Raw genomic sequence first — 20,815 nt, forward strand, 5'->3', positions numbered from 1 at the left:
CACCTCGGGGTCGTCGGGGGCCAACGCCAATGCTCTCTCCAGGAGTTCGGCGGCTGACTGCCCGCCCCGGCTTCACAGGTATCGGCCCGGCGGCTCAGAAGCCCCCGGTCTGCTCGTCCCGGCGACGCTGCCAGCGCTGCTCCACCCGGTCCATCATCCCGGCCTTGCGGCGCGGGGCGGCGGCCGGGCGGGCCCCGGCCCCCTGGCCGGCGGGCCCACGGCGCCAGCCGGTCACGGCGAACACCGCACACCCGAGCATCACCAGGAAGCCCACGACGCTGACCCAGATCTGGTCCGGCACGACCATGCCGCCCATCAGCAGGCCGATGCCCACCACGAAGCCGGCGACGGCCAGGTAGACCCGCCGACGGGTGTAGGTGCGCAGCCCGGTTCCCTCAAGCGCAGACGCGAATTTGGGATCTTCGGCATACAGCGCTCGCTCCATCTGGTCGAGCAGTCGCTGCTCGTGCTCCGAGAGCGGCACGGAGTCCTCCTACTCGTCGGTCGCGGGTGCGACCGGTCCGCCCACCCCGGTCGGGGAGGCAAGTCCAATCAGCCTTGGGGCACACGGTCGGACGCCCGTGCGGGGGACCCGGCCCGTGTCGTCCATATGCCCCACGCGTCCGGCTGTCATGCTTTCCGGCTTTACCCAGATCATACGGTCCGTGGGCCCGTTACGGAGTGGTCGGCGCCGCGTGGGACGGGCCACTTCGTGCGGGGACGGCCGCACCGGTGTCAACGCACCACGCCCCGGACAAGTGCCCGATCGGATGGAATCGTCCCGGACCTGGGCAGGTTCGCCACCGGGCGCCGTGGCAGGGCCGGAGCCGGGCGGCGCGGGACGGGGACACGGCCGGGAGAACCGGCGGCTTCAAGATCCTGAACCGGCGCCGTACGGCGTGCGAAAAAGCCGTACGGCGGCGGGAGGGTCGGTGAAGGGGCGCGCGGGCCCGGAGGGGCGCCTCAGCCCAGGGTGGCCAGCAGGTGCAGCTGGGTCGCCACGGCGTGGAAGGCGGGCTGCGCGGCGGCGGCCTCCTCCAGCTTCAGCAGCGCGTCCAGCGCGCCCGGCTCGGTGTCCACCAGCACGCCGGGGACGAGGTCGGAGAAGACCCGTACGCCGTGCACCGACTCCACCCGCAGGCCCGCGGCCTCGGCCAGCCGGCCCAGCTCCTCGCCGGTGAAGCGGCGCGGCATCGGGTCCTGCTCGCCCCAGCGGCCGTCGGCGGCGGTGAGCACGGTGCGGGCCTCGTTGAAGTGGCCGGCCAGGGCGCGGGCCAGCACGGCGCCGTTGCGGTTGGCCGCCAGCAGGCTGACCACGCCGCCCTCGCGCAGGGTGCCCGCCAGGCTGCCGAGCGCCTCGGCCGGGTCGTCCACCATCTCCAGCACGCCGTGGCAGAGCACCGCGTCGACGCTGCCGGCGGCGACCAGCTCGGGCAGGGTCTGGGTGTCGCCCTGGACGGCCCGCACCAGGTCCGTCACACCGGCCTCGGCGGCCCGGCGCTCCAGGGCGAACAGGGCGTCCGGGCTCGGGTCGACCACGGTGACCCGGTGGCCGAGCTTGGCGACCGGCACGGCGAAGTTCCCGGTGCCGCCGCCGGTGTCGACCACGTCGAGCACCGGCTGGTCCAGCTCGGCCGACCGCTTCTCCAGGGCCGCCCGGACCACCTCCCACACCACGGCGGTACGCAGGGCGCTGCGGGGACGCGTCGGGTACAAGGTGGGGCTCCTTGGCACGTGCAGTTCGATCAGGATGCCTCCACCTTAGAGCCTGTCCCTCGGATCCTTGCCGGGCCCACGACGCTCCCCCGGCCTGCGGCCGGGAGGTGCCCCCACCTCCGCCTTGCGATGCACGCACCCCGACGCCGCGGCCTGGTCCGACGAAATCCAGGAGACAGGTCTAAACCGGCCCGGCGGGGACCACGCCCACGCCCGGCGGCTCGCCGCCGTCCGGCGGCAGCCGGGGCGGGGGCGGGACGGCGTGCAGGCCGAGCAGGCGCTCGACCAGGCGCAGGAACAGGGCGGAGTTGCGGATCAGGTCGTCGGCGTCGCGGGCCGAGGCGGCGCCCCTGATCCCGGCCTCGGCGGCGGCCCGGCGGCGGGCACCCGCACCGTAGTAGAGCGCCCACTCGGCGAGCTCGGGGGCCACCTCGGGCAGCACCTCCCACGCGCTGCGGATGGCCTTGCGGCGGCGCGGGCTCTTCTCCGGGCGCCCGCGCACCGCCAGGACGGCAGCCACCGTGCGCAGCGCGGCCAGGTGGGCGGTGGCGTAGCGCTCCAGCGGATCCTCCAGGGCGCGGGCCCGGGCGAGGGTGCGGTGGGCGTCGATGAGCAGGTCGAGGGCGGCCGGCGGCGCGGAGACCCGGCGCAGCACGGGATGGACGTCCGCTGTGGCGGGGCGTCCGGCGGACGGACCCGGGAAGAGCGGCAGGGCGGCGGAGTGGAGGCGGGCGGTGACGGGCTCAGGACGGCTGATGGTCATGGTCTCCCCCGTTCCGAGGCAGCGCGCGGACCGGGTGGCCCGTGCGTCTCCATCGTGGACGGCGGCACTGACAATCCGGGCCCCCGGTGAGCCGGAAGCGGGCAAGGGTGGCCGGAAAGGCTCCGGAAACGGCGTAAGGCGGCGGGCGCGGTCCTCCCCCGGTTCCGCGCCGCCGCCATGCCGTCGCTCCGCCGATCCCACGGTCGGCGGTGCGACTCCCCCGTACGGCCGGTCTCCCCCCGGCCCGCTCCGCCGCCCCGTGTCGGCGGTGCGAGGACCGTGACCAGCCCCGTGGCGGTCCGTCCGCCGCCTCCCCCTGGCGTTTCGCTTCCGGGGGACGGACGGATCCGCCGCCCGGGTGGGCCCGGCGCCCGACGCGCCGCCCTCCCGGGTGCCTCCACTCTCCCGTCTGCGCAGGTCGGCGGCCATCCGCTGAGGTACTCAACCGTGGATCTGAGTATCCGTACTCAGTCCGCCCCGGCCCGCCGGCCGCCGGAACCGGGAGGTGCGCCCACCGCGTCCCGGCTGCCGGTACGGTACGGCGGAGCCGGGCACGGACCGACCCCGCCGGACGACGAGACGACGAGGGGACGCGATGACGAGGAGGGGGACGAGATGACGGTCCTGCCGCTGATCTTCACCAGCGGACTGGCCAGCGGCGTCAACGCCTACGCGGTGGTGCTGCTGCTCGGCCTGCTGGGCAGGTTCGCCGACGCGGACTCGGTGCCGCGGGCGCTGGAGCGCACGGACGTGCTGGTCGTGGCCGGCGTGCTGTTCGCACTGGAGGCGGTGGCCGACAAGATCCCGTACCTGGACAGCGTCTGGGACGCCGTGCACACGGTGATCCGGCCGGTCGCCGGCGCCACCGTCGGCGTGCTGATCGCGAGCAACGACCCCGGCTCGCTGAGCGAGGTCGCGGCCGGCGCGATGGGCGGCACCTCGGCGCTGGTCAGCCACCTGGTGAAGGCCTCGCTGCGGATGGCCGTCAACACCTCCCCCGAGCCGGCCAGCAACATCGTGGTCAGCCTGGCGGAGGACCTCTCGGTGGCCGGCCTGATCACCCTGGCGATCTTCCACCCCTGGCTGGCCGCCACCGCGGCCGCCGTGGTCCTGGCCGTCGGGCTGCTGCTGGTCCGGCTGGCGGTCAGCAGGATCCGGGCCTTCCGGGCCCGCCGCCGCGAGCGCCGGGCCGCCCGGGCGGCGGGGGTCGCGTAAGGGCCGTCCTAGGATCTGGTGCCATGGCACGGATCGTCATCATCGGCGCAGGAATGAGCGGGCTCGCGGCGGCCTCACGGCTGGCGACCATCGGCCACCGGGTGACGGTCTGCGAGGCGGGCGGCACCCACGGGGGCATGGTCGGGCGGTACGAGCGCGAGGGCTTCGCCTTCGACACCGGGCCCGGGCTGCTCGCCCTCCCCGCGGTCTACCGCGACCTGGCGCTGAAGACCGGCAGGGAGCCGCTGGAGCAGCTGGTCGAGCTGGCCCCGGTCGACCCGGAGAGCCGGCACCTGTTCGCCGACGGCACCGTCGTCACCCTGCCGAACGCCTCCCGCGGCGGTGTCAGCCAGGCCCTGGACGCCGCCTTCGGCGCGGGCTCCGGCGCCCGCTGGAGCGCGGTGATGAACCACGGCCGGACGGTCTGGGAGGCCACCCGCCGCCCGCTGCTGGAGGAGCCGCTGCCGGCCGAGCGCGGCGTGCTGTCCGCGGCCGACCGGGCCCTGCTGGGCACCGACCCGTACCCCGTCCCGCCGCGCACCGGCCTGGCCCGGCTGCGCCGCGCGCAGCCGTGGTCCCTGGAGCACGTGGCCGCGCGCGAGCTCGGCGGCCACCCCGGCCTGACCGCCCTGCTGTTCGAGTCGGCCGTCCGGTACGGCTTCAACCCGGCCGAGGCGCCCGCCGGGGCCACCGTGCTGCCGTACATGGAGCAGTCCTTCGGCGTCTGGTACGTCCGGGGCGGCCTGCGGGCGCTCGCGGACGCGGTGTTCCGCCGCTGCGAGCTGCGCAAGGTCGAGTTCCGCTTCGACACCCCGGTCACCCGGGTGGTCGTCGAGGGCGGCCGGGCGCGCGGGGTCGAGACGGCGGGCGGCCGGATCGACGCGGACCTGGTGGTCTCCGCGATGGACACCGCCGCCCTCCACCGCCACGGCCTCTCCGAGTGGCCGGGGGTGCCGGCCGAGGACTGGGAGCCGCAGGAGGTGCCCGGCCGGTTCAGCGTGCTGCTCGCACTGCGCGGGCCCCGGCCGGAGGGCACGGCGCACCGCACGGTGGTGCACGCGGCCGATCCGGCTGCCGAGGCGAACGCCCTCACCCTCTCCGTCCCGCCGTGCGAGCGCCCCACCGTCCAGGTGCTGCGCCCGGACGACCCGGCGCTGCGGCCCGACGACGACCACGAGAGCGTGGTGCTGACCGCGACCGTCCCCGCCCAGGGCGAGTTCGACTGGACGGCGCCGGGCGTCGCCGACCGCTACGCCGACCACCTGCTCGCCCATGTGGACGCGGCCGGCCTGCGCCTGCGCGAGCGGGTGCTGTGGCGGGTCGTCCGCACCCCGGAGGACACCCGCAGGGAGACCGGAGCCCTCGGCGGCGCGGTCGCCCGCCCGGCCCTGGCCGGCTCCGGGGGCTCCTGGCTGAAGGCCGCCAACGAGTCCCCCGTCCCCGGGCTCTACCTGGTCGGCGGCAACGCCCACCCCGGCGGCGGCCTCGCCCGGGTCGGCATGTCGGCCTGCATCACCGCCGGGCTGATCGGCCCGGCCTAGGGCCGTCGGACCGGGGTCAGCCCTGGTGCCAGGTGTGCTGCTGCTGGTAGCCGTGGTTCTGGTCGTACGTCGGCTGCTGCGGGATGCCCTGGACGTTCGGGTCGGGCTGGGGCTGCCACTGCTGCTGGGGCTGGGCGTTCTGGTCCCAGGCCTGCTGGTGCTGCGGCTGCTGGTAGCCCGCGTACGGGTCCTGCTGCGGGTAACCGCCGTACGGGTCCTGCTGTTGCTGGGGGTAGCCGCCGTAGGACTGCTGGTCGTAGGACGACTGCTCGTACGGCTGCTGCTCGTAGCCGAAGGCGGGCTGCTGCTGGGTCTGCCACTGCTGCTGGTCGTAGCCGGCCTGGTAGGCGCCGGCGTACGGGTCCTGGGGCTGGTGCTGGACCTGCGGCTGCTGCTCGTAGTACGCGGAGGCGTAGACGCCGTCCTGGGCGAGTTCCTGCATCTCGAAGGCGGCGGTCTGCTCGACCTCCGGCACCTCGTCGGGCACCGGCAGGGGCTCCGGGGTCTCCTCGACGGCGCTGACCTCGCCGACCCGCTTCCGGGTGGCCGCGGCGGCCGCCACCGCGGCGGTGCCGCCGGTGAGGGCGCCGAGCAGCGGCACCTTGGCGAGCGGTCCGGGCAGGCTGCCGTCGGGCTTCCGCAGGGACCAGCCGGTCTGGTAGCCGCGCCTGACCGAGAGGGTGACGAAGGTCTGGCCGACCGCGAACAGCGCGGCGCCGGCGCCGATCACCACGACCGAGCCGAGGACCATCCCGACGGCCACGCCCAGGAAGCCGGCCAGGGCCAGGACCCGCCAGTGCACCGGGGCCCGGTTCTGCAGCAGCACCTCCGCGACCAGCCAGAGCGCCACCACCGCCAACGCGGCGTACAGCAGCAGGTATCCGATGCCCATCCGCCCGCTACCTCCAGTCGCGTGCCCGCGCGTGTGCGCCGCGCGTGTGCGGCGACTGTACCGGTTCAACGGCCGGGGTACCGCATCGCGTTCCCCGGGCCCCGGACACCGGCCGCACACGACCGGGCCCGCCACCCCCGGTACGGTGACGGGCTCGTGAACACCCGGCGTCAGCGCCGGTGCAGCCCCAGGTTCTGGTAGATCTCCAGCGTCGCCGTCGAGTGGTTCAGCGTGATGAAGTGCAGACCGGGCGCGCCCTCGGCGAGGAGGCGCTCGGCCATCGCCGTGGCGTGCTCCATGCCGACGGCCCGCAGGGCCTCCGGGTCGTCGATGGCCGCCCGCAGCCGGGCCTCCAGGTCGGCCGGGAAGGCCGAGCCGCTGAGCTGCGGGAAGCGCTCCAGCTGTTTGGCGTTGGTGACCGGCATGATCTCCGGGATGATCGGCGCCTCGCAGCCGGCGGCCGCCACCCGGTCGCGCAGCCGCAGGTAGTCGTCCACCTCGAAGAACATCTGGGTGATCGCGTAGTCGGCCCCGGAGCGGATCTTCGCGACGAAGTGCCGGATGTCCTCGTCCCAGTCGGTGGAGCGCGGGTGCATGTTCGGCGAGGCCGCGACGCCGACGCAGAAGTCGCCGATGCCCTTGATCAGCTCCACCAGCTCGTACGCGTAGGTGACGCCGTCGGGGTGCCTGACCCACTCGCCCATCGGGTCCCCGGGCGGGTCGCCCCGGACCGCGAGGACGTTGCGCACGCCCTGGTCGGCGTACTGGCCGATGATGTTGCGCAGCTCGGCGATCGAGTGGTCCACCGCGGTGAGGTGGGCGACCGGGGTCAGGGTGGTCTCGGTGGCGATCCGGCCGACCATGTTGACGGTGCGCTCGCGCGAGGAGCCGCCGGCGCCGTACGTCATGCAGACGAAGTTGGGGTCGAGGGGCTCGAGCCGGCGGATGGCGTCCCAGAGCTTCTGCTCGCCGACCTCGGTGCGCGGCGGCATGAACTCGAAGGAGAAGGAGCGCTTGCCGGCCGCCAGGAGTTCGCGCACGGTCAGTGCGCGATCCGTTCTCGTGGAAGCGATGCCGAGTGCCATGCTGGCAGGCTATCCGGCGGTCGGAGGGGCCGGACATCGGATTCCATCTATTGAGACAACTGATGGACGGCGCTCCGGTTCACCCCGGTAGGGCTCCGCGGCGCCTCCCGCGCGCCCCCGGCGGGGCCGCTCGCACGCCCGTTCCCGGCCGCCCCGCTACGCTTGCTGCACCCCCAGAGAACCAGCGGAGCCCCATCGTGACCTCGTCCAGCACCCGGCCGGCCAACCCCGGTTCGGCCATCAGTGCGGCCAGCAGTGCGGCCAATCCCATTGACGTGGAGGACGTCCGCACCCGCGTCAACGCGGCGCTCGCCGCGTTCATGGACGGCCAGTCCGTGCTGCTCGACAAGATCTCGCCCCGGCTGGCCCCCGCCGCCGACGCGCTGCGCGACTTCCTGCTGGACGGCGGGAAGCGGCTGCGCCCGGCGTTCTGCTACTGGGGCTGGCGCGGCGCCGGCGGCCCGGCCGGGGGCGCCACCGGCGAGGCGATCGCCAACGCGGCCGCCGCCCTGGAGCTGCTCCAGGCGAGCGCCCTGGTCCACGACGACCTGATGGACCGCAGCGACACCCGCCGCGGCCTGCCCTCGGTCCACCGCCGCTTCGAGGCGCTGCACCGCGACAACGGCTGGCGCGGTGACCGCGAGCAGTACGGCACCTCGGCCGCGGTGCTGCTCGGCGATCTGCTGCTGATCTGGTGCGACGAGCTCTTCCTGCGCTCCGGCCTGGAGCCCGCCGCCGTCCTGGCCGCCAAGCCGGTGTTCGACCTGATGCGCACCGAGGTCATGCTCGGCCAGTACCTGGACGTGCTGGAGCCGGTGGCCGGCGACTCGACCGACGAGGGCGCGCTGGACCGCGCGCAGACCGTGCTGCACTACAAGTCCGCGAAGTACACCATCGAGCGGCCGCTCCAGGTGGGAGCGCTGCTGGCCGGCGCCGGCCCCGAGCTGGTCGAGGCGTACGGGGCGTTCGGGCTGCCGCTGGGCGAGGCCTTCCAGCTGCGCGACGACCTGCTCGGCGTCTTCGGGGACCCCGCCGTCACCGGCAAGCCGGCCGGGGACGACCTGCGCGAGGGCAAGCGCACCCTGCTGGTCGCCCACGCGATGCGGGGCCTGTCGGCCGCCGACGCCCGACACCTGGACGAGCGGCTCGGCGCACCGGACCTGGCCGCCCCCGAGGTCGCCGAACTGCGCGCGCTGGTCGCCCGCAGCGGCGCGCCGGAGGTGGTGGAACGCCGGATCGAGGAGCTGATGCGGCAGTCGCTGGCCGCGCTGGAGGCGGCGCCGCTCGCCGACGGGCGGGCCCGTGCGGTGCTGCTGGCACTGGCCGAGGCCGCCACCGTCCGCAAGTACTGACGGACGGCGACGGCCTCGGGCGGGTTCTCTACCGGTTCGGGCCGGGGCCCCACGGATCCGGGGGGATCCGGCGGGTTCCGCGGACCCGGGCGGTCAGAGCGCGGCGCGCACCCGGCGGGACAGCTCGGCGGCGGCCGCCCCCGGGTCCGCCGCGGCGGTGATCGCCCGCACCACGACGATCCGGCGGGCGCCGGCGGCCAGCACCTCGTCCAGGTTGCCGAGGTCGATCCCGCCGATCGCGAACCACGGCCGGTCGGTGGCCTGCTTCGCCGCGTACGAGACCAGGCCGAGGCCCGGGGCCGGGCGGCCCGGCTTGGTCGGGGTCGGCCAGACCGGGCCGGTGCAGAAGTAGTCCACGCCGGGCTCGGCGATCGCCGCGTCCACCTCGGACTCGGCGTGGCAGGAGCGGCCGATCAGCACGTCCTCGCCGAGGATCGCCCGGGCGGCCGGTACCGGCAGGTCGTCCTGGCCGAGGTGCAGCACGTCCGGTCGGGCCGCGTGGGCGACGTCGGCGCGGTCGTTGACGGCCAGCAGCCTGCCGTGCCGTCGGCAGGCGTCGGCGAAGACCTCCAGGGCCGCCAGCTCCTGCCGGGCCTCCAGGCTCTTGTCGCGCAGCTGGACGACGTCCACCCCGCCCGCCAGCGCCGCGTCCAGGAACTCGGCGAGGTCGCCCTGCTCCCGACGGGCGTCGGTGCACAGGTACAGCCGGGCGTCGGCGAGGGCGGCGCGGGGGTCCGTCATCACAGCGCCATGGCCTGGGCGCGGCGCTTGACCTCCGTCGCCCGGTTCTCCCACAGCGCCTGCACCGGGGTGCCGGGCAGCGACTCGTCCTCGGAGAACATCCACTCGATGATCTCCTCGTCGGAGAAGCCGCTGTCCCGCAGCACGGTCAGCAGGCCGACCAGGTGCTTGACCGGGCCGGTCTCGTCGATGAAGGCCGCCGGGACCTGCAGGGACTTGTTGGGACCGCGGCGGACCGCGATCAGGTCACCCTTCTTGACCATGTTGCGGACCTCGGTGACCAGCACACCCCACCGCTCGGAGATGTCGGGCAGGTACAGCCACTCGGGGACCAGGGCGTCAGTCTTGGCATCGATCTCACTCACGGCACCAGACTGCCACCTCGACGGCCCGCCGCGCACCCGGCCCTACGCCACGGCCGCCTTCAGCGGCACCGCGGGGTCGGCCGCGCGGACCGGATCCAGCGCCGTGCCGCGCTCGATCAGCCTGCGCCCCTGGGTGAGGTCGCGCGGCCGGTCCACGGCCAGCAGCGCGCTCGGCACGCCGTCGCGCAGCCAGAGCACCGACCACTCGCCGTCCTGCGGACCGCCGCGCCAGAGCGGCACGTCGCCCTCGGCGTGCCGGCCGGCGTACTGGACCATCCGCCCGAACTGCTCGGACCAGAAGTACGGCACCGGGTCGTAGTCCGGCGCGTCCGCGCCCAGGACGGCGGCGGCCACCGCCTCACCGGACTGCAGGGCGTGGTCCCAGTGCTGGACGGCCAGCCGGGCGTCGGCCCGGGCCGACGGGTAGCTGACGCAGTCGCCCGCCGCGAAGACGCCGGGCACCGAGGTGCGCAGCCGCCCGTCCACGACGACGGCGCCGGTCGCGTCCAGCTCGACCCCGGTGCCGGCCAGCCAGCCGGTCGCGGGGCGGGCCCCGATGCCGACCACCACCTCGTCGGCGGGCAGGTGCGAGCCGTCCGCCAGCAGCACCGCGCCCGGCTCCACGGCGGCCACGCCGACGCCGCAGCGCAGCTCGATCCCGGCCGCGGCGTACCAGGCGGCCATCGCCGAGCCGATCTCCGTCGGCAGCGCGCCGGGCAGCGGCGCCGGACCGGCCTCGACCACCGTCACCTCGCAGCCGGCCGCGCGGGCCGCGGTGGACACCTCGGCGCCGATCCAGCCCGCGCCGACCAGCACCAGCCGCAGCCCGGGGCGCAGCAGCGCGCGCAGCGCCAGGGCGTCGTCCAGGGTGTGCAGCAGGTACGCCCGCTCGGCGCCGGGCAGGGCGCGCGGCACGGCGCCGGTGGCGATCACCAGCGAGCCGTACGGGAGGTCGCCGCCGTCGGTGTGCAGCACGCCGGGGGTGAGGCCGGTGGCGCGGCGGCCGGTGAGCAGCTCGATGTCGAGCTGCCCGTAGTCGATGTCCAGGGCGGTGGAGTCGGCCTTGCCGAGCAGCACGTCCTTGGAGAGCGGCGGCCGGTCGTACGGCGCGTGCGGCTCCTCGCCGACCAGCACGATCCGCCCCTGCCAACCGCCCTGCCGCAGCTTGAGGGCGCACTGCGCCCCGGCCAGCCCGGCTCCGACGACGACCACCTGATCCGTTCCGCTCAGCTCTGCCACGCCGGTCACTGTACTCAGCGGCCGACCGGCGGCCGCGGGGCCGGGGGTGGGCCGGGGGTGCGGGCGGTCCCTCCCCGGTTCGGGCCTCCGGCCGGGCGGGTCCCACCTCCCGCGCCGCTGTCCACCCCGCGTACGGGCCTTCGGCCGGGCCGACCCCCGGCGTTAAGGTGGGGGCACCACACGGGAGCCCGGCGGACCGGGCTGAGAGGCGGGCTGACACGGCCTGCGACCGTCCGAACCTGATCCGGGTCATACCGGCGAAGGGAGAAGAGCAGCTTTGTCACGCTTGCCATCGCCCGCCCACGCCGACGTGCTGGTGATCGGCGGGGGCGTCATCGGCCTCGCCATCGCCTGGCGCGCCGCCCAGCGCGGCCTGCGGAACGTGACCGTGGTCGACCCCTCCCCCGGCGGCGGCGCGGCCCGGGTCGCGGCCGGCATGCTCGCCCCGGTCACCGAGCTGCAGTACGGCGAGGAGCCGCTGTTGCGCCTCGGCATGGCCTCGAACGAGCGGTACGCGGACTTCGCCGCCGAGCTCACCGAGGCCGGCGGCGGCCGGGACACCGGCTACCGCCGCTGCGGCACGCTCGCCGTCGCGCTGGACTCCGACGACCGCGCGGAACTGCGCGAACTGCACGCCTTCCACCAGCGCCTCGGCCTGGACTCCGGCTGGCTGACCGGCCGGGAGGCCCGCAAGCTGGAGCCGATGCTCGCCCCCGGGGTGCGCGGCGGCCTGCACGTGGCCGAGGACCACCAGGTGGACGGCCGCCGGCTGCTGGACGCCCTGGTCTTCGCCTGCGAGGGCGCCGGGGTCCTGTTCCACCGGGCCGAAGCCGTCGAGCTGCTGGTCGGGAACGGCCGGGCGACCGGCGCCCGCCTGAGCACCGGGGAGACGGTGGGCGCCGAACAGGTCGTGCTCGCCGCCGGCCCGCACAGCCACCGGCTGCCCGGCCTGCCCGAGGGGGTGCTGCCCGCGATCCGCCCGGTGAAGGGGCAGGTGCTGCGGCTGCGCGTCCCTGACGCCTACCGTCCGTTCCTGTCCCGCAACGTCCGTGCCGTCGTCCGCGGCCGGCACGTGTACCTGGTGCCGCGCGAGAACGGCGAGCTGGTGGTCGGCGCGACCACCGAGGAGCAGGGCTACGACACCACCGTCACCGCCGGCGGGGTGTACGAACTCCTGCGCGACGCCCACGAGTTGGTCCCGGGCATCACCGAACTCCCGCTGCTGGAGACCTCGGCCGGGCTGCGCCCGGGATCACCGGACAACGCCCCGCTGCTGGGCCCGACCTCGCTGCCCGGGCTGGTCGCCGCCACCGGCCACCACCGCAACGGCGTGCTGCTCACCCCGGTGACCGCCGACCTGGTCTCCGAGTACCTGGCCACCGGCGAAGTCCCCGAGCTCGCAAGGCCGTTCACGCCCCTGCGCTTCTCCCCCGACCGCTCCACGACGAAGGCCTCCGCATGACCGAGACCACCCGGAACGGGACCCCGCAGAACGGGACCGCCCCGACCGAGATCACCCTGACCGTCAACGGCGAGCCCCGCCGGCTGTCCGCCGGGACCACCCTCGCCGAGGTGGTGGCCTCCGTCAGCGCCGCCAACACCGGCGTCGCCGCCGCGCTCAACGAGGCCGTGGTGCCGCGCGGTTCGTGGCCCGCGACGGCGCTGGACACCGGCGACCGGATCGAGATCCTCACCGCCGTCCAGGGAGGCTGAACCATGGCCGACGACCTTCTCACCATCGCCGGGACGTCCTTCTCCTCCCGGCTGATCATGGGCACCGGCGGCGCCCCCAGCCTGGAGGTCCTGGAGCGCGCGCTGCTCGCCTCCGGCACCGAGCTGACCACCGTCGCGATGCGCCGGGTCGACGCCGGCACCCAGGGCTCCGTACTGGACGTGCTGACCCGCAACGGCGTCCGGGTGCTGCCCAACACGGCCGGCTGCTTCACCGCCGGCGAGGCCGTGCTGACCGCGCGACTGGCCCGCGAGGCGCTCGGCACCGACTGGGTCAAGCTGGAGGTGATCGCCGACGAGCGCACCCTGCTGCCCGACCCGATCGAGCTGCTGGACGCCGCCGAGACGCTCGTCGACGACGGCTTCACCGTCCTGCCGTACACCAATGACGACCCGGTGCTGGCGCGCAAGCTGGAGGACGTCGGCTGCGCGGCCATCATGCCGCTGGGCTCGCCGATCGGCTCGGGCCTGGGCATCCGCAACCCGCACAACTTCCAGCTGATCGTGGAGGGCGCCGGCGTCCCGGTGATCCTGGACGCGGGCGCCGGCACCGCCTCCGACGTGGCACTGGCGATGGAGCTGGGCTGCGCCGCGGTGATGCTCGCCTCCGCGGTGACCAGGGCTCAGGACCCGGTGCTGATGGCCGAGGCGATGCGGCACGCCGCCGAGGCGGGCCGGCTCGCCCATCGGGCCGGCCGCATCCCGCGCCGCTTCCACGCCGAGGCCTCCTCCGCGATGGCCGGCCGGGCCGACCTGGACACCCGCGAGCGCCCCGCGTTCTGAGCGCCCGGCACGCCCACGGCACCGGCCCCCGCGGCGCGAAGCCGTGTCACAAGCAGGGCACAGCCGGGCCCGGAGGCGGTGTCCTCCGGGTCCGGCTCCGCCCGGCGGCACTAGACTCACCGGGTGGACATGGCACTGCACGACCCCCTGATCGGCAGCCTGCTCGACAACCGGTACCGGGTCGAGCAGCGCATCGCGACCGGCGGGATGTCCACCGTCTACCGGGGCACCGACACCCGCCTGGACCGGGTGGTCGCGCTCAAGGTGATGCACCCCTCGCTGGCCGGGGACGAGGGCTTCACCGCCCGCTTCATCCGCGAGGCCAAGGCGGTCGCCAAGCTCACCCACCCCAACGTGGTCAACGTCTTCGACCAGGGCGCGGACGGCGGCCACGTCTTCCTCGCCATGGAGTACGTGCCCGGCCGCACCCTGCGCGACCTGCTGCGCGACCGCGGCGCGCTGTCCGTCCGGGCCGCGCTGGACGTGCTGGAGCCGGTGCTGGCCGCACTCGGCGCTGCCCACAGGGCCGGGCTGGTCCACCGCGACGTCAAGCCCGAGAACGTGCTGATCACCGAGGGCGGCCTGGTCAAGGTCGCCGACTTCGGTCTGGTCCGGGTGCTCGGCACCGCCGACGGCGCGCCCACCTCGACCACCACTGCCACCGGCGGCACCGTCCTGGGCACCGTCTCCTACCTGGCTCCCGAGCAGATCCTCCCGGACACCCCCACCGACCAGCGGGTGGACGTCTACGCGGCCGGCATCCTGCTGTACGAGATGCTCACCGGCCACCGCCCACACACCGGCGACAACCCCGTCCAGGTCATGTACAAGCACCTGCACGAGGACGTCCCGGCCCCGTCGCTGGTCGCCCCCGCCGTGGGCCCCGAGCTGGACGCGATCGTGGCCGGCGCCTGCGCCCGGTCCGCCGACGCCCGTCCGTACGACGCGGTCGAGCTGCTCGCCGCCGTCCAGCGGGTCCGCCGCACCCTCACCCCGGCCGAGCTGGACGCCGAGCCGCCGGCCTCCACCCGGCCCAGCCCGCGCTACCCGACCAACGAGCCGACCTCGGTGATCCAGCCGCTGCCGCGGCCCGCCGACGAGCCGCCGACGGAGCGCACCAGCGTGCTGGACATGCCGCCGGAGCTGATGGACGAGTTGCTCGCCGAGCCGCGCCCGTACGACGAGCCGACCCCGGTGCACCGGCGCCGGCCGGGGCGGCCGCGCCGCCGTCTGCCCCGCGGGCCGCTGATCTGGACGGCCGCGGCGGTCGCCCTGGCACTGGCGATCGGCGGCGCCACCTACGGGATCTCCGAGGGGCTGTACGGTTCGGTGCCGGGCGTGCTCGGCAAGGACCGGGCCGAGGCGCAGCGGGTCCTGGACAGGGAGGGCCTGCACGGGAAGTTCGTCGAGGTGTTCAGCGAGTCCGTCCCGTCCGGGCAGGTGATCTCCACCGACCCCGGGGTGGGCGCGCGCACCCGCAAGAGCGACAGCGTCACCGTCACCCTGTCCAAGGGCCCCAAGCGGATCGCGGTGCCGGACCTCGCCGGGAGGAGCGCCGCCGACGCCGCCTCGACGCTGACCGGCGCCCAGCTGACCAGGGGCACCGTGACCGAGACCTACGACGACACGGTGCCCGAGGGCTCGGTGATCAGCAGCTCGCCGGCGGCCGGGCAGCTGCTGCAGGAGAACTCCGCGGTCTCGCTGGTGGTCAGCAAGGGCATGGTGCCGGTCCCGAACGTCACCGGGATGAGCAAGGACGAGGCGCAGAAGGCGCTCCAGGCGGCGGGCTTCACCATGCAGACCAGCGGCTGGGACGTGTTCGGCGCGGTCACGTCGTCCGGCCAGAGCCCGGCCGCGGGCGAGCGGCGCCCGCAGCGCAGCACGGTGACGGTCAAGTTCTCGCTGTTCTGAGTCCGAGAACCGGACGGGGTCAGCGCAGCGGCCCGTCGCCGGGCTCCTCCTGGTAGGAGTAGCGCTGCTCCCGCCAGGGGTCGGCGAGGTTGTGGTAGCCGCGCTCCTCCCAGAAGCCGCGCCGGTCGGCCCGCATGTACTCCACCGCGCGCACCCACTTGGGGCCCTTCCAGGCGTACAGCCGGGGCACCACCAGCCGGACCGGGAAGCCGTGTTCGGCGGTGAGCGCCTCGCCGTTGCGGTGGGTGGCGAGCAGGGTGTCCGGGTCCGCGAAGTCGGCCAGCCGCAGGTTGGCGCTGTAGCCATACTCGGCCCAGACCATGACGTGGGTGACGCCGGGAGCGGGCGGCACCAGGTCGAGCACGGCGGCGGCCGACACGCCCGTCCACTCGTTGCCGAGCACCGAGAACCTGGTCACGCAGTGCAGGTCCCCGACGACGGTGGTGCGCGGCAGGGCGTTGAAGGCGTCGAAGTCCCAGCTGTGCTTCTCCGCCGAGGCGGTGGCTCCGAACACCTGGAGGTCCCAGGTCAGCGGCTTGAAGCGGGGCACCGGCCCGTAGTGCAGGGCGGGCCAGCCGCGCTGCGCGCGCTGTCCCGGGGGGAGCCTCGGGTCAGACGGCGGAAGCGGTTCGTGTTTCGACTGACCCATGGATCCATGGTGACAGACGGCGGACAGGCCTCGGCGCACGCCCCTTCGCGCTGATTCGCGCCCCCGACCGTACGGACCGGCGGTCGCCCGCCCACCAGCACGTTTCGGCATGAATCGGATATTCCGACACATGTCCTAGTGAGTGTGAACTTACTGGAATTTCCTCCCAAAGCGGTGCCAGGATGCGCAGCACACCGGCAGCACGAGCGCAGGAGGCATCACCATGCAGGGCGATCCCGAGGTCATCGAGTTCCTCAACGAGCAGCTCACCGCCGAGCTGACCGCGATCAACCAGTACTTCCTGCACGCCAAGATGCAGGAGAACTTCGGCTGGACGAAGCTCGCCAAGTACACCCGGCACGAGTCCTTCGACGAGATGAAGCACGCCGAGACGCTCACCGACCGGATCCTGTTCCTGGAGGGGCTGCCCAACTACCAGCGACTGTTCCACGTCCGGATCGGCCAGACGGTCAAGGAGATGTTCGAGGCGGACCGCCAGGTCGAGGTCGAGGCGATCGACCGGCTCAAGCGCGGGATCGTGGTGATGCGGGCCAAGAACGACGTCACCTCGGCGAACATCTTCGAGGACATCCTGGCCGACGAGGAGCACCACATCGACTACCTCGACACCCAGCTGGAGCTGCTGGAGAAGCTCGGCGAGGCGCTCTACATCGCCCAGGTCATCGAGCAGCCGGAGTCCTGAGGCGCACGACCCCGGGCTCAGGCCGCCCGCAGCGGGACCACCGGGGCGATCCCCGGGGCCGGCGCCGGCACGGTCGGCCCCGCCGCCGGGACCTCCGGGTCCGCGAGGCCGAGCTTCGCGGCCAGCCTGGCGGTCGGGCAGGGGCGGGCGCCGTGCTCGCCGAGCAGCGCCTGGATGCGGCGCACGCAGGACCCGCAGTCGGTGCCGGCCCGGCAGTCCTTCGCGATCTGGCGCGGGGTGCCGGCACCACCGTCGATCGCCTTCTTCACCTGGTCCTCGGTGACCGCATGGCACATGCACACGTACATCGCGGTGTCTCCCGGGGGTGAAGCGGAGTGGATCTTGACTAAGGTCTGCCTTAGTTCACTGAGGCTTACCTTACCTGGAGAAACCGGTACGAAAAAGCCCCTCCGGGCTCGGGGACACCGATTCCGGAGGGGCCTTCGTCACATCGGACGGGCGCCGGGCCTACTGGCCGCGGTACATCTCCGCCACCAGGAACGCCAGGTCCAGCGACTGGCTGCGGTTGAGGCGCGGGTCGCAGGCCGTCTCGTAGCGCTGGTGCAGGTCGTCCACCATGACCTCGTCGCCGCCGCCGACGCACTCGGTGACGTCGTCGCCGGTCAGCTCCACGTGGATGCCGCCCGGGTGGGTGCCGAGCGCCCGGTGCACCTCGAAGAAGCCCTTGACCTCGTCCAGGACGTCGTCGAAGCGGCGGGTCTTGTGCCCGCTGGAGGCCTCGAAGGTGTTGCCGTGCATCGGGTCGCAGATCCACACCGGCTTGGCGCCGGAGGCGGTGACCTTCTCCACCAGGGTGGGCAGGTGGTCGCGGATCTTGCCCGCACCCATCCGGGTGATGAAGGTCAGGCGGCCGGGCTCGCGCTCCGGGTCCAGCTTCTCGATCAGGGCGAGCGCGTCGTCCACCGAGGTGGTCGGGCCGAGCTTGACGCCGATCGGGTTGCGGATCTTGGAGGCGAACTCGATGTGCGCGTGGTCCAGCTGCCGGGTGCGCTCGCCGATCCACACCATGTGGCCGGAGACGTCGTACAGCTCGCCGGTGCGCGAGTCCACGCGGGTCAGCGCGGTCTCGTAGTCGAGGACCAGCGCCTCGTGCGAGGAGAAGAACTCGACCGCCTTGAACTCCTCCGGCTCCACGCCACAGGCGCTCATGAACGCCAGGGCGTTGTCGATCTCCCGGGCGAGCTGCTCGTAGCGCTGGCCGGCCGGCGAGTTGCGGACGAAGTCCTGGTTCCAGGCGTGCACCTGGCGCAGGTCCGCGTAACCACCGGTGGTGAACGCGCGCACCAGGTTGAGCGTCGCGGCGGACGCGTTGTACATCCGCTTCAGGCGCTCCGGGTCCGGGATGCGGGACTCGGGGGTGAACTCGAAGCCGTTCACCGAGTCGCCGCGGTAGACCGGCAGGGTCACGCCGTCGCGGGTCTCGGTCGACTTGGAGCGCGGCTTGGAGTACTGGCCGGCGATGCGGCCGACCTTCACCACCGGCACCGAGGCCGCGTACGTCAGCACGGCGGCCATCTGCAGCAGGGTCTTCAGCTTGTTGCGGATGTGCTCCGCCGAGACACCGTCGAAGGCCTCGGCGCAGTCACCGCCCTGGAGGAGGAAGGCCTCCCCGCGCGCCACAGCTCCGAGCCGGGCGCGCAGCTGGTCGCACTCGCCGGCGAAGACGAGCGGCGGATACGAGGCGAGCTCGGCAAGGGTCTTGCGCAGAGCCTCTTGGTCCGGCCATTCAGGCTGCTGCGCCGCGGGCAGGGACTGCCAGGAGTGGGCAGTCCTCGGAGTGTCAGTCGTAGCGGTCACACCGCAAGGCTACGGGGTGACAGGAGTGACTTGTGACTATTGCCCGAAGGATGAGACACATCTCGGACAAACGCGTGATCCCCCTCACCCGTCCCGGCGTATCCGCTAGTCTCGAACCATGCACGCGCCCCACACCCACTCCTGGTGGTGGGCCTCCCCCAAGGGTGGCCCACAGACGACGCGTTCCTAGACGAACACGACGGCCGCCCCTCGGGGCGGCCGTCGGCGTCTGAGCAGACGGCCCTCCGGGAGCGGACCTTGCACCGCCTCTCAGCCAGTCCACCCGGAAGGATGCCGTTCCCGTGACCACCGCCGTCGATCTGCTCTCCCGCCTCACCGGCCCCGACGCCCCCGCGTTCGCCCTGCTGCACCGCCGCACCCCCCGGCTCAGCCCGGACACCGTCGAGGTGCTGGTCGGCACCGTCGACAGCTACGAGCGCCTCGCCGACCTGCCCGTACGCAGCGGCGCGCCGGCCGGCGGCGGCCCGGTGCACGACCTGCTCGCGCTCGTCCCGTACCGCCAGATCCGCGAGCGCGGCTTCGAGGCGCACGACGACGGCACCCCGCTGCAGGCCCTCTCGGTGACCGAGCAGCACACCCTCCCGTTGGCCGAATTCACCCACGCCCTACCGAACTTGCCGGTCTCACTTGCCGGTGGCGGGTTCGACGTGGACGACGACGCGTACGCGTCGATCGTCCGCCGGGTGATCCGCGACGAGATCGGCAACGGCGAGGGCGCCAACTTCGTGATCCGGCGCGACTTCCACGCGACGCTGGAGGACTTCGGGCCCGAACTCGCGCTGACGCTCTTCCGCCGGCTGCTGGAGCAGGAGCGCGGCGCGTACTGGACCTTCCTGGTGCACACCGGCGGACGGGTGCTGGTCGGCGCGTCCCCCGAGGTGCACGTCCGGCAGAGCGGCGGCACCGTCGTGATGAACCCGATCTCCGGCACCTACCGCTATCCCACCGGCGGCTCCGACCTCGACTCGCTGCTCCGCTTCCTGCACGACCCCAAGGAGCTGGAGGAGCTCACCATGGTCGTGGACGAGGAGCTCAAGATGATGTGCACGGTCGGCGATCTCGGCGGCCAGGTGCTCGGGCCCCGGCTCAAGGAGATGGCCCACCTCGCCCACACCGAGTACGAGCTGCGCGGGCGCACCTCGATGGACGTCCGCGAGGTGCTCCGCGAGACGATGTTCGCCGCGACCGTCACGGGCAGCCCGGTCGAGAACGCCACCCGCGTGATCAGGCGCTACGAGCCCACCGGGCGCGGCTACTACTCCGGCGCGCTCGCCCTGATCGGCCGCTCCGCCAGCGGCGGGCAGCTGCTGGACTCGCCGATCTGCATCCGCACCGCCGACATCGACCCGGCCACCGGCCGGCTGGTCGTCCGGGTCGGCGCCACCCTGGTCCGCCACTCCGTCCCGGAGTCCGAGGTCGCCGAGACCCACGCCAAGGCCGCCGGGGTGCTCACCGCGATCGGCGCCCGGCCCGCGCCCGCCCGGCTCCCCCACCCGGCCGGGCCCCGGCTCGCCGACGACCACCGGGTGCAGGCCGCCCTGGACGCCCGCCGGGCCGACCTCGCGCCGTTCTGGCTGCGGATGCAGCAGCCGGCCGAGGTCACCGAGGCCGAGCCGACCCTGGTCGTGGACGGCGAGGACACCTTCACCTCGATGCTCTCCCACCTGCTCGGCTCGCTCGGCCACCGGGTGACCGTGGCCCGGTACGACGAGCCGGGGCTGCGCGAGCGGGTCGCGGCGCACCGGGGCGCGCTGGTGCTCGGCCCCGGCCCGGGCGACCCGGCGCTCGCGGACGACCCCAAGATGGCGGTGCTGCGACCGATCGTCGCGGACGCGCTGGCCGCCGTCCGCTCCGGCGCCCGCACTGCGCCGCTGCTCGCGGTCTGCCTGAGCCACCAGCTGCTGGCCGCCGAGCTCGGGCTCGCGCTGGGCCGCAAGGCCGTCCCGTACCAGGGGGCGCAGGAGCGCATCGACCTGTTCGGCAGCAAGCGCACGGTCGGCTTCTACAACACCTTCACCGCGCGCTGCTCAGAGGCCGACGCGGCGCGGCTCGCCGCCGAGGGCGTCGAGGTCTCCCGGGACGCCCTCACCGGCGACGTGCACGCGCTGCGCGGGCACGGCTTCGCGGGGCTGCAGTTCCACCCGGAGTCGGTGCTCACCCGCGACGGCGTCGACATCGTGGCGGGCCTGCTGCGCGAGGCGACGGCCGCGCTGCGCTGAGCCGACGGGCCTGGCCGGGGGCGGATCCCCCGGTCACGCCCGGGCCAGGCGCCCCGGCCACCCTTCGGCCG

General features: G+C 74.1%; 20 protein-coding genes and 1 riboswitch. Of the genes, 9 read left to right on the forward strand and 11 right to left on the reverse strand.

Annotation, left to right across the window (positions count from 1 at the left end):
- Window positions 1-94: 94 nt before the first annotated feature.
- From ACWDBB_RS19045 to ACWDBB_RS19055, 3 genes are all read right to left on the reverse strand, one after another.
- Entirely contained in the window at window positions 95-484 is a 390-nt protein-coding gene (locus ACWDBB_RS19045; RefSeq protein WP_074000911.1) for a DUF3040 domain-containing protein, read from the reverse strand.
- A gap of 479 nt (window positions 485-963) precedes the next feature.
- A complete protein-coding gene (locus ACWDBB_RS19050; protein WP_392922450.1) occupies window positions 964-1,716 on the reverse strand; it encodes a methyltransferase domain-containing protein in 753 nt (250 codons plus the stop codon).
- Between the two features lie 181 nt (window positions 1,717-1,897).
- Window positions 1,898-2,479, reverse strand: coding sequence for an SAV_6107 family HEPN domain-containing protein (locus tag ACWDBB_RS19055; protein WP_449790711.1), 582 nt, complete (start codon window positions 2,477-2,479; stop codon window positions 1,898-1,900).
- Window positions 2,480-3,094: 615 nt separating this feature from the next.
- Here ACWDBB_RS19055 and ACWDBB_RS19060 point away from each other — a divergent pair.
- Window positions 3,095-3,694 carry a DUF4126 domain-containing protein gene (locus ACWDBB_RS19060; RefSeq protein ID WP_449790712.1) on the forward strand — a complete coding sequence of 200 codons (600 nt, stop codon included), beginning with the start codon at window positions 3,095-3,097 and terminating at the stop codon, window positions 3,692-3,694.
- A gap of 23 nt (window positions 3,695-3,717) precedes the next feature.
- On the forward strand, window positions 3,718-5,235 hold the full coding sequence (locus ACWDBB_RS19065) for a phytoene desaturase family protein (protein ID WP_449790713.1): 1,518 nt from the start codon (window positions 3,718-3,720) through the stop codon (window positions 5,233-5,235).
- Between the two features lie 16 nt (window positions 5,236-5,251).
- Here ACWDBB_RS19065 and ACWDBB_RS19070 read toward each other — a convergent pair whose 3' ends face one another.
- Both ACWDBB_RS19070 and metF read right to left on the reverse strand, forming a co-directional pair.
- Window positions 5,252-6,127 (reverse strand): hypothetical protein, encoded by an 876-nt coding sequence (locus ACWDBB_RS19070; protein ID WP_449790714.1) that lies wholly within the window; start codon window positions 6,125-6,127, stop codon window positions 5,252-5,254.
- Window positions 6,128-6,297: 170 nt separating this feature from the next.
- Complete coding sequence (gene metF, locus ACWDBB_RS19075; protein ID WP_449790715.1) at window positions 6,298-7,212, reverse strand: methylenetetrahydrofolate reductase [NAD(P)H]; 915 nt, start codon at window positions 7,210-7,212, stop codon at window positions 6,298-6,300.
- 197 nt (window positions 7,213-7,409) lie between these two features.
- Between metF and ACWDBB_RS19080 the strand changes: the two genes are divergently transcribed.
- On the forward strand, window positions 7,410-8,564 hold the full coding sequence (locus tag ACWDBB_RS19080; protein ID WP_449790716.1) for a polyprenyl synthetase family protein: 1,155 nt from the start codon (window positions 7,410-7,412) through the stop codon (window positions 8,562-8,564).
- 93 nt (window positions 8,565-8,657) lie between these two features.
- On the opposite strand, the gene thiE is transcribed toward ACWDBB_RS19080, so the two are convergent.
- Genes thiE through ACWDBB_RS19095 form a run of 3 tightly spaced genes read right to left on the reverse strand, consistent with a single transcriptional unit; the run spans window position 8,658 to window position 10,918 of the window.
- Window positions 8,658-9,305, reverse strand: a complete 648-nt coding sequence (gene thiE, locus ACWDBB_RS19085; protein ID WP_449790717.1) for a thiamine phosphate synthase — start codon at window positions 9,303-9,305, stop codon at window positions 8,658-8,660.
- Window positions 9,305-9,670, reverse strand: coding sequence for an Rv2175c family DNA-binding protein (locus ACWDBB_RS19090; RefSeq protein WP_449790718.1), 366 nt, complete (start codon window positions 9,668-9,670; stop codon window positions 9,305-9,307). The genes thiE and ACWDBB_RS19090 overlap by 1 nt, the downstream gene beginning before the upstream one ends.
- A 42-nt stretch (window positions 9,671-9,712) precedes the next feature.
- Entirely contained in the window at window positions 9,713-10,918 is a 1,206-nt protein-coding gene (locus ACWDBB_RS19095) for an NAD(P)/FAD-dependent oxidoreductase (protein WP_449790719.1), read from the reverse strand.
- A 161-nt stretch (window positions 10,919-11,079) separates the two neighbouring features.
- A riboswitch (TPP riboswitch) is annotated at window positions 11,080-11,192 on the forward strand.
- Between ACWDBB_RS19095 and thiO the strand changes: the two genes are divergently transcribed.
- From thiO to pknB, 4 genes are all read left to right on the forward strand, one after another.
- Complete coding sequence (gene thiO / locus ACWDBB_RS19100) at window positions 11,187-12,371, forward strand: glycine oxidase ThiO (RefSeq protein ID WP_449790720.1); 1,185 nt, start codon at window positions 11,187-11,189, stop codon at window positions 12,369-12,371. It overlaps the preceding riboswitch by 6 nt.
- A complete protein-coding gene (gene thiS / locus ACWDBB_RS19105; RefSeq protein WP_449790721.1) occupies window positions 12,368-12,622 on the forward strand; it encodes a sulfur carrier protein ThiS in 255 nt (84 codons plus the stop codon). Before thiO ends, thiS begins: the two co-directional genes overlap by 4 nt.
- Before the next feature lie 3 nt (window positions 12,623-12,625).
- Window positions 12,626-13,423: a thiazole synthase gene (locus ACWDBB_RS19110; RefSeq protein WP_449790722.1), complete on the forward strand. Its 798-nt coding sequence runs from the start codon at window positions 12,626-12,628 to the stop codon at window positions 13,421-13,423.
- Window positions 13,424-13,552: 129 nt separating this feature from the next.
- Window positions 13,553-15,334 (forward strand): Stk1 family PASTA domain-containing Ser/Thr kinase, encoded by a 1,782-nt coding sequence (gene pknB / locus ACWDBB_RS19115; RefSeq protein ID WP_449790789.1) that lies wholly within the window; start codon window positions 13,553-13,555, stop codon window positions 15,332-15,334.
- Window positions 15,335-15,353: 19 nt separating this feature from the next.
- Here pknB and ACWDBB_RS19120 read toward each other — a convergent pair whose 3' ends face one another.
- A complete protein-coding gene (locus ACWDBB_RS19120) occupies window positions 15,354-15,983 on the reverse strand; it encodes a sulfite oxidase-like oxidoreductase (RefSeq protein WP_449790723.1) in 630 nt (209 codons plus the stop codon).
- A 223-nt stretch (window positions 15,984-16,206) separates the two neighbouring features.
- Between ACWDBB_RS19120 and bfr the strand changes: the two genes are divergently transcribed.
- Window positions 16,207-16,686 (forward strand): bacterioferritin, encoded by a 480-nt coding sequence (bfr, locus tag ACWDBB_RS19125; protein WP_402405344.1) that lies wholly within the window; start codon window positions 16,207-16,209, stop codon window positions 16,684-16,686.
- A gap of 17 nt (window positions 16,687-16,703) precedes the next feature.
- Here the strand turns inward: bfr and ACWDBB_RS19130 are convergent, their stop codons facing one another.
- The gene (locus ACWDBB_RS19130; protein WP_449790724.1) at window positions 16,704-16,994 is read right to left on the reverse strand and encodes a (2Fe-2S)-binding protein; all 291 of its coding nucleotides are present in this window, start codon (window positions 16,992-16,994) and stop codon (window positions 16,704-16,706) included.
- 160 nt (window positions 16,995-17,154) lie between these two features.
- The gene (locus tag ACWDBB_RS19135) at window positions 17,155-18,504 is read right to left on the reverse strand and encodes a class II 3-deoxy-7-phosphoheptulonate synthase (RefSeq protein WP_449790725.1); all 1,350 of its coding nucleotides are present in this window, start codon (window positions 18,502-18,504) and stop codon (window positions 17,155-17,157) included.
- Between the two features lie 302 nt (window positions 18,505-18,806).
- Between ACWDBB_RS19135 and ACWDBB_RS19140 the strand changes: the two genes are divergently transcribed.
- A complete protein-coding gene (locus ACWDBB_RS19140) occupies window positions 18,807-20,744 on the forward strand; it encodes an anthranilate synthase family protein (RefSeq protein WP_449790726.1) in 1,938 nt (645 codons plus the stop codon).
- Window positions 20,745-20,815: the final 71 nt, after the last annotated feature.

Source organism: Kitasatospora sp. NPDC001095, from assembly GCF_053598615.1.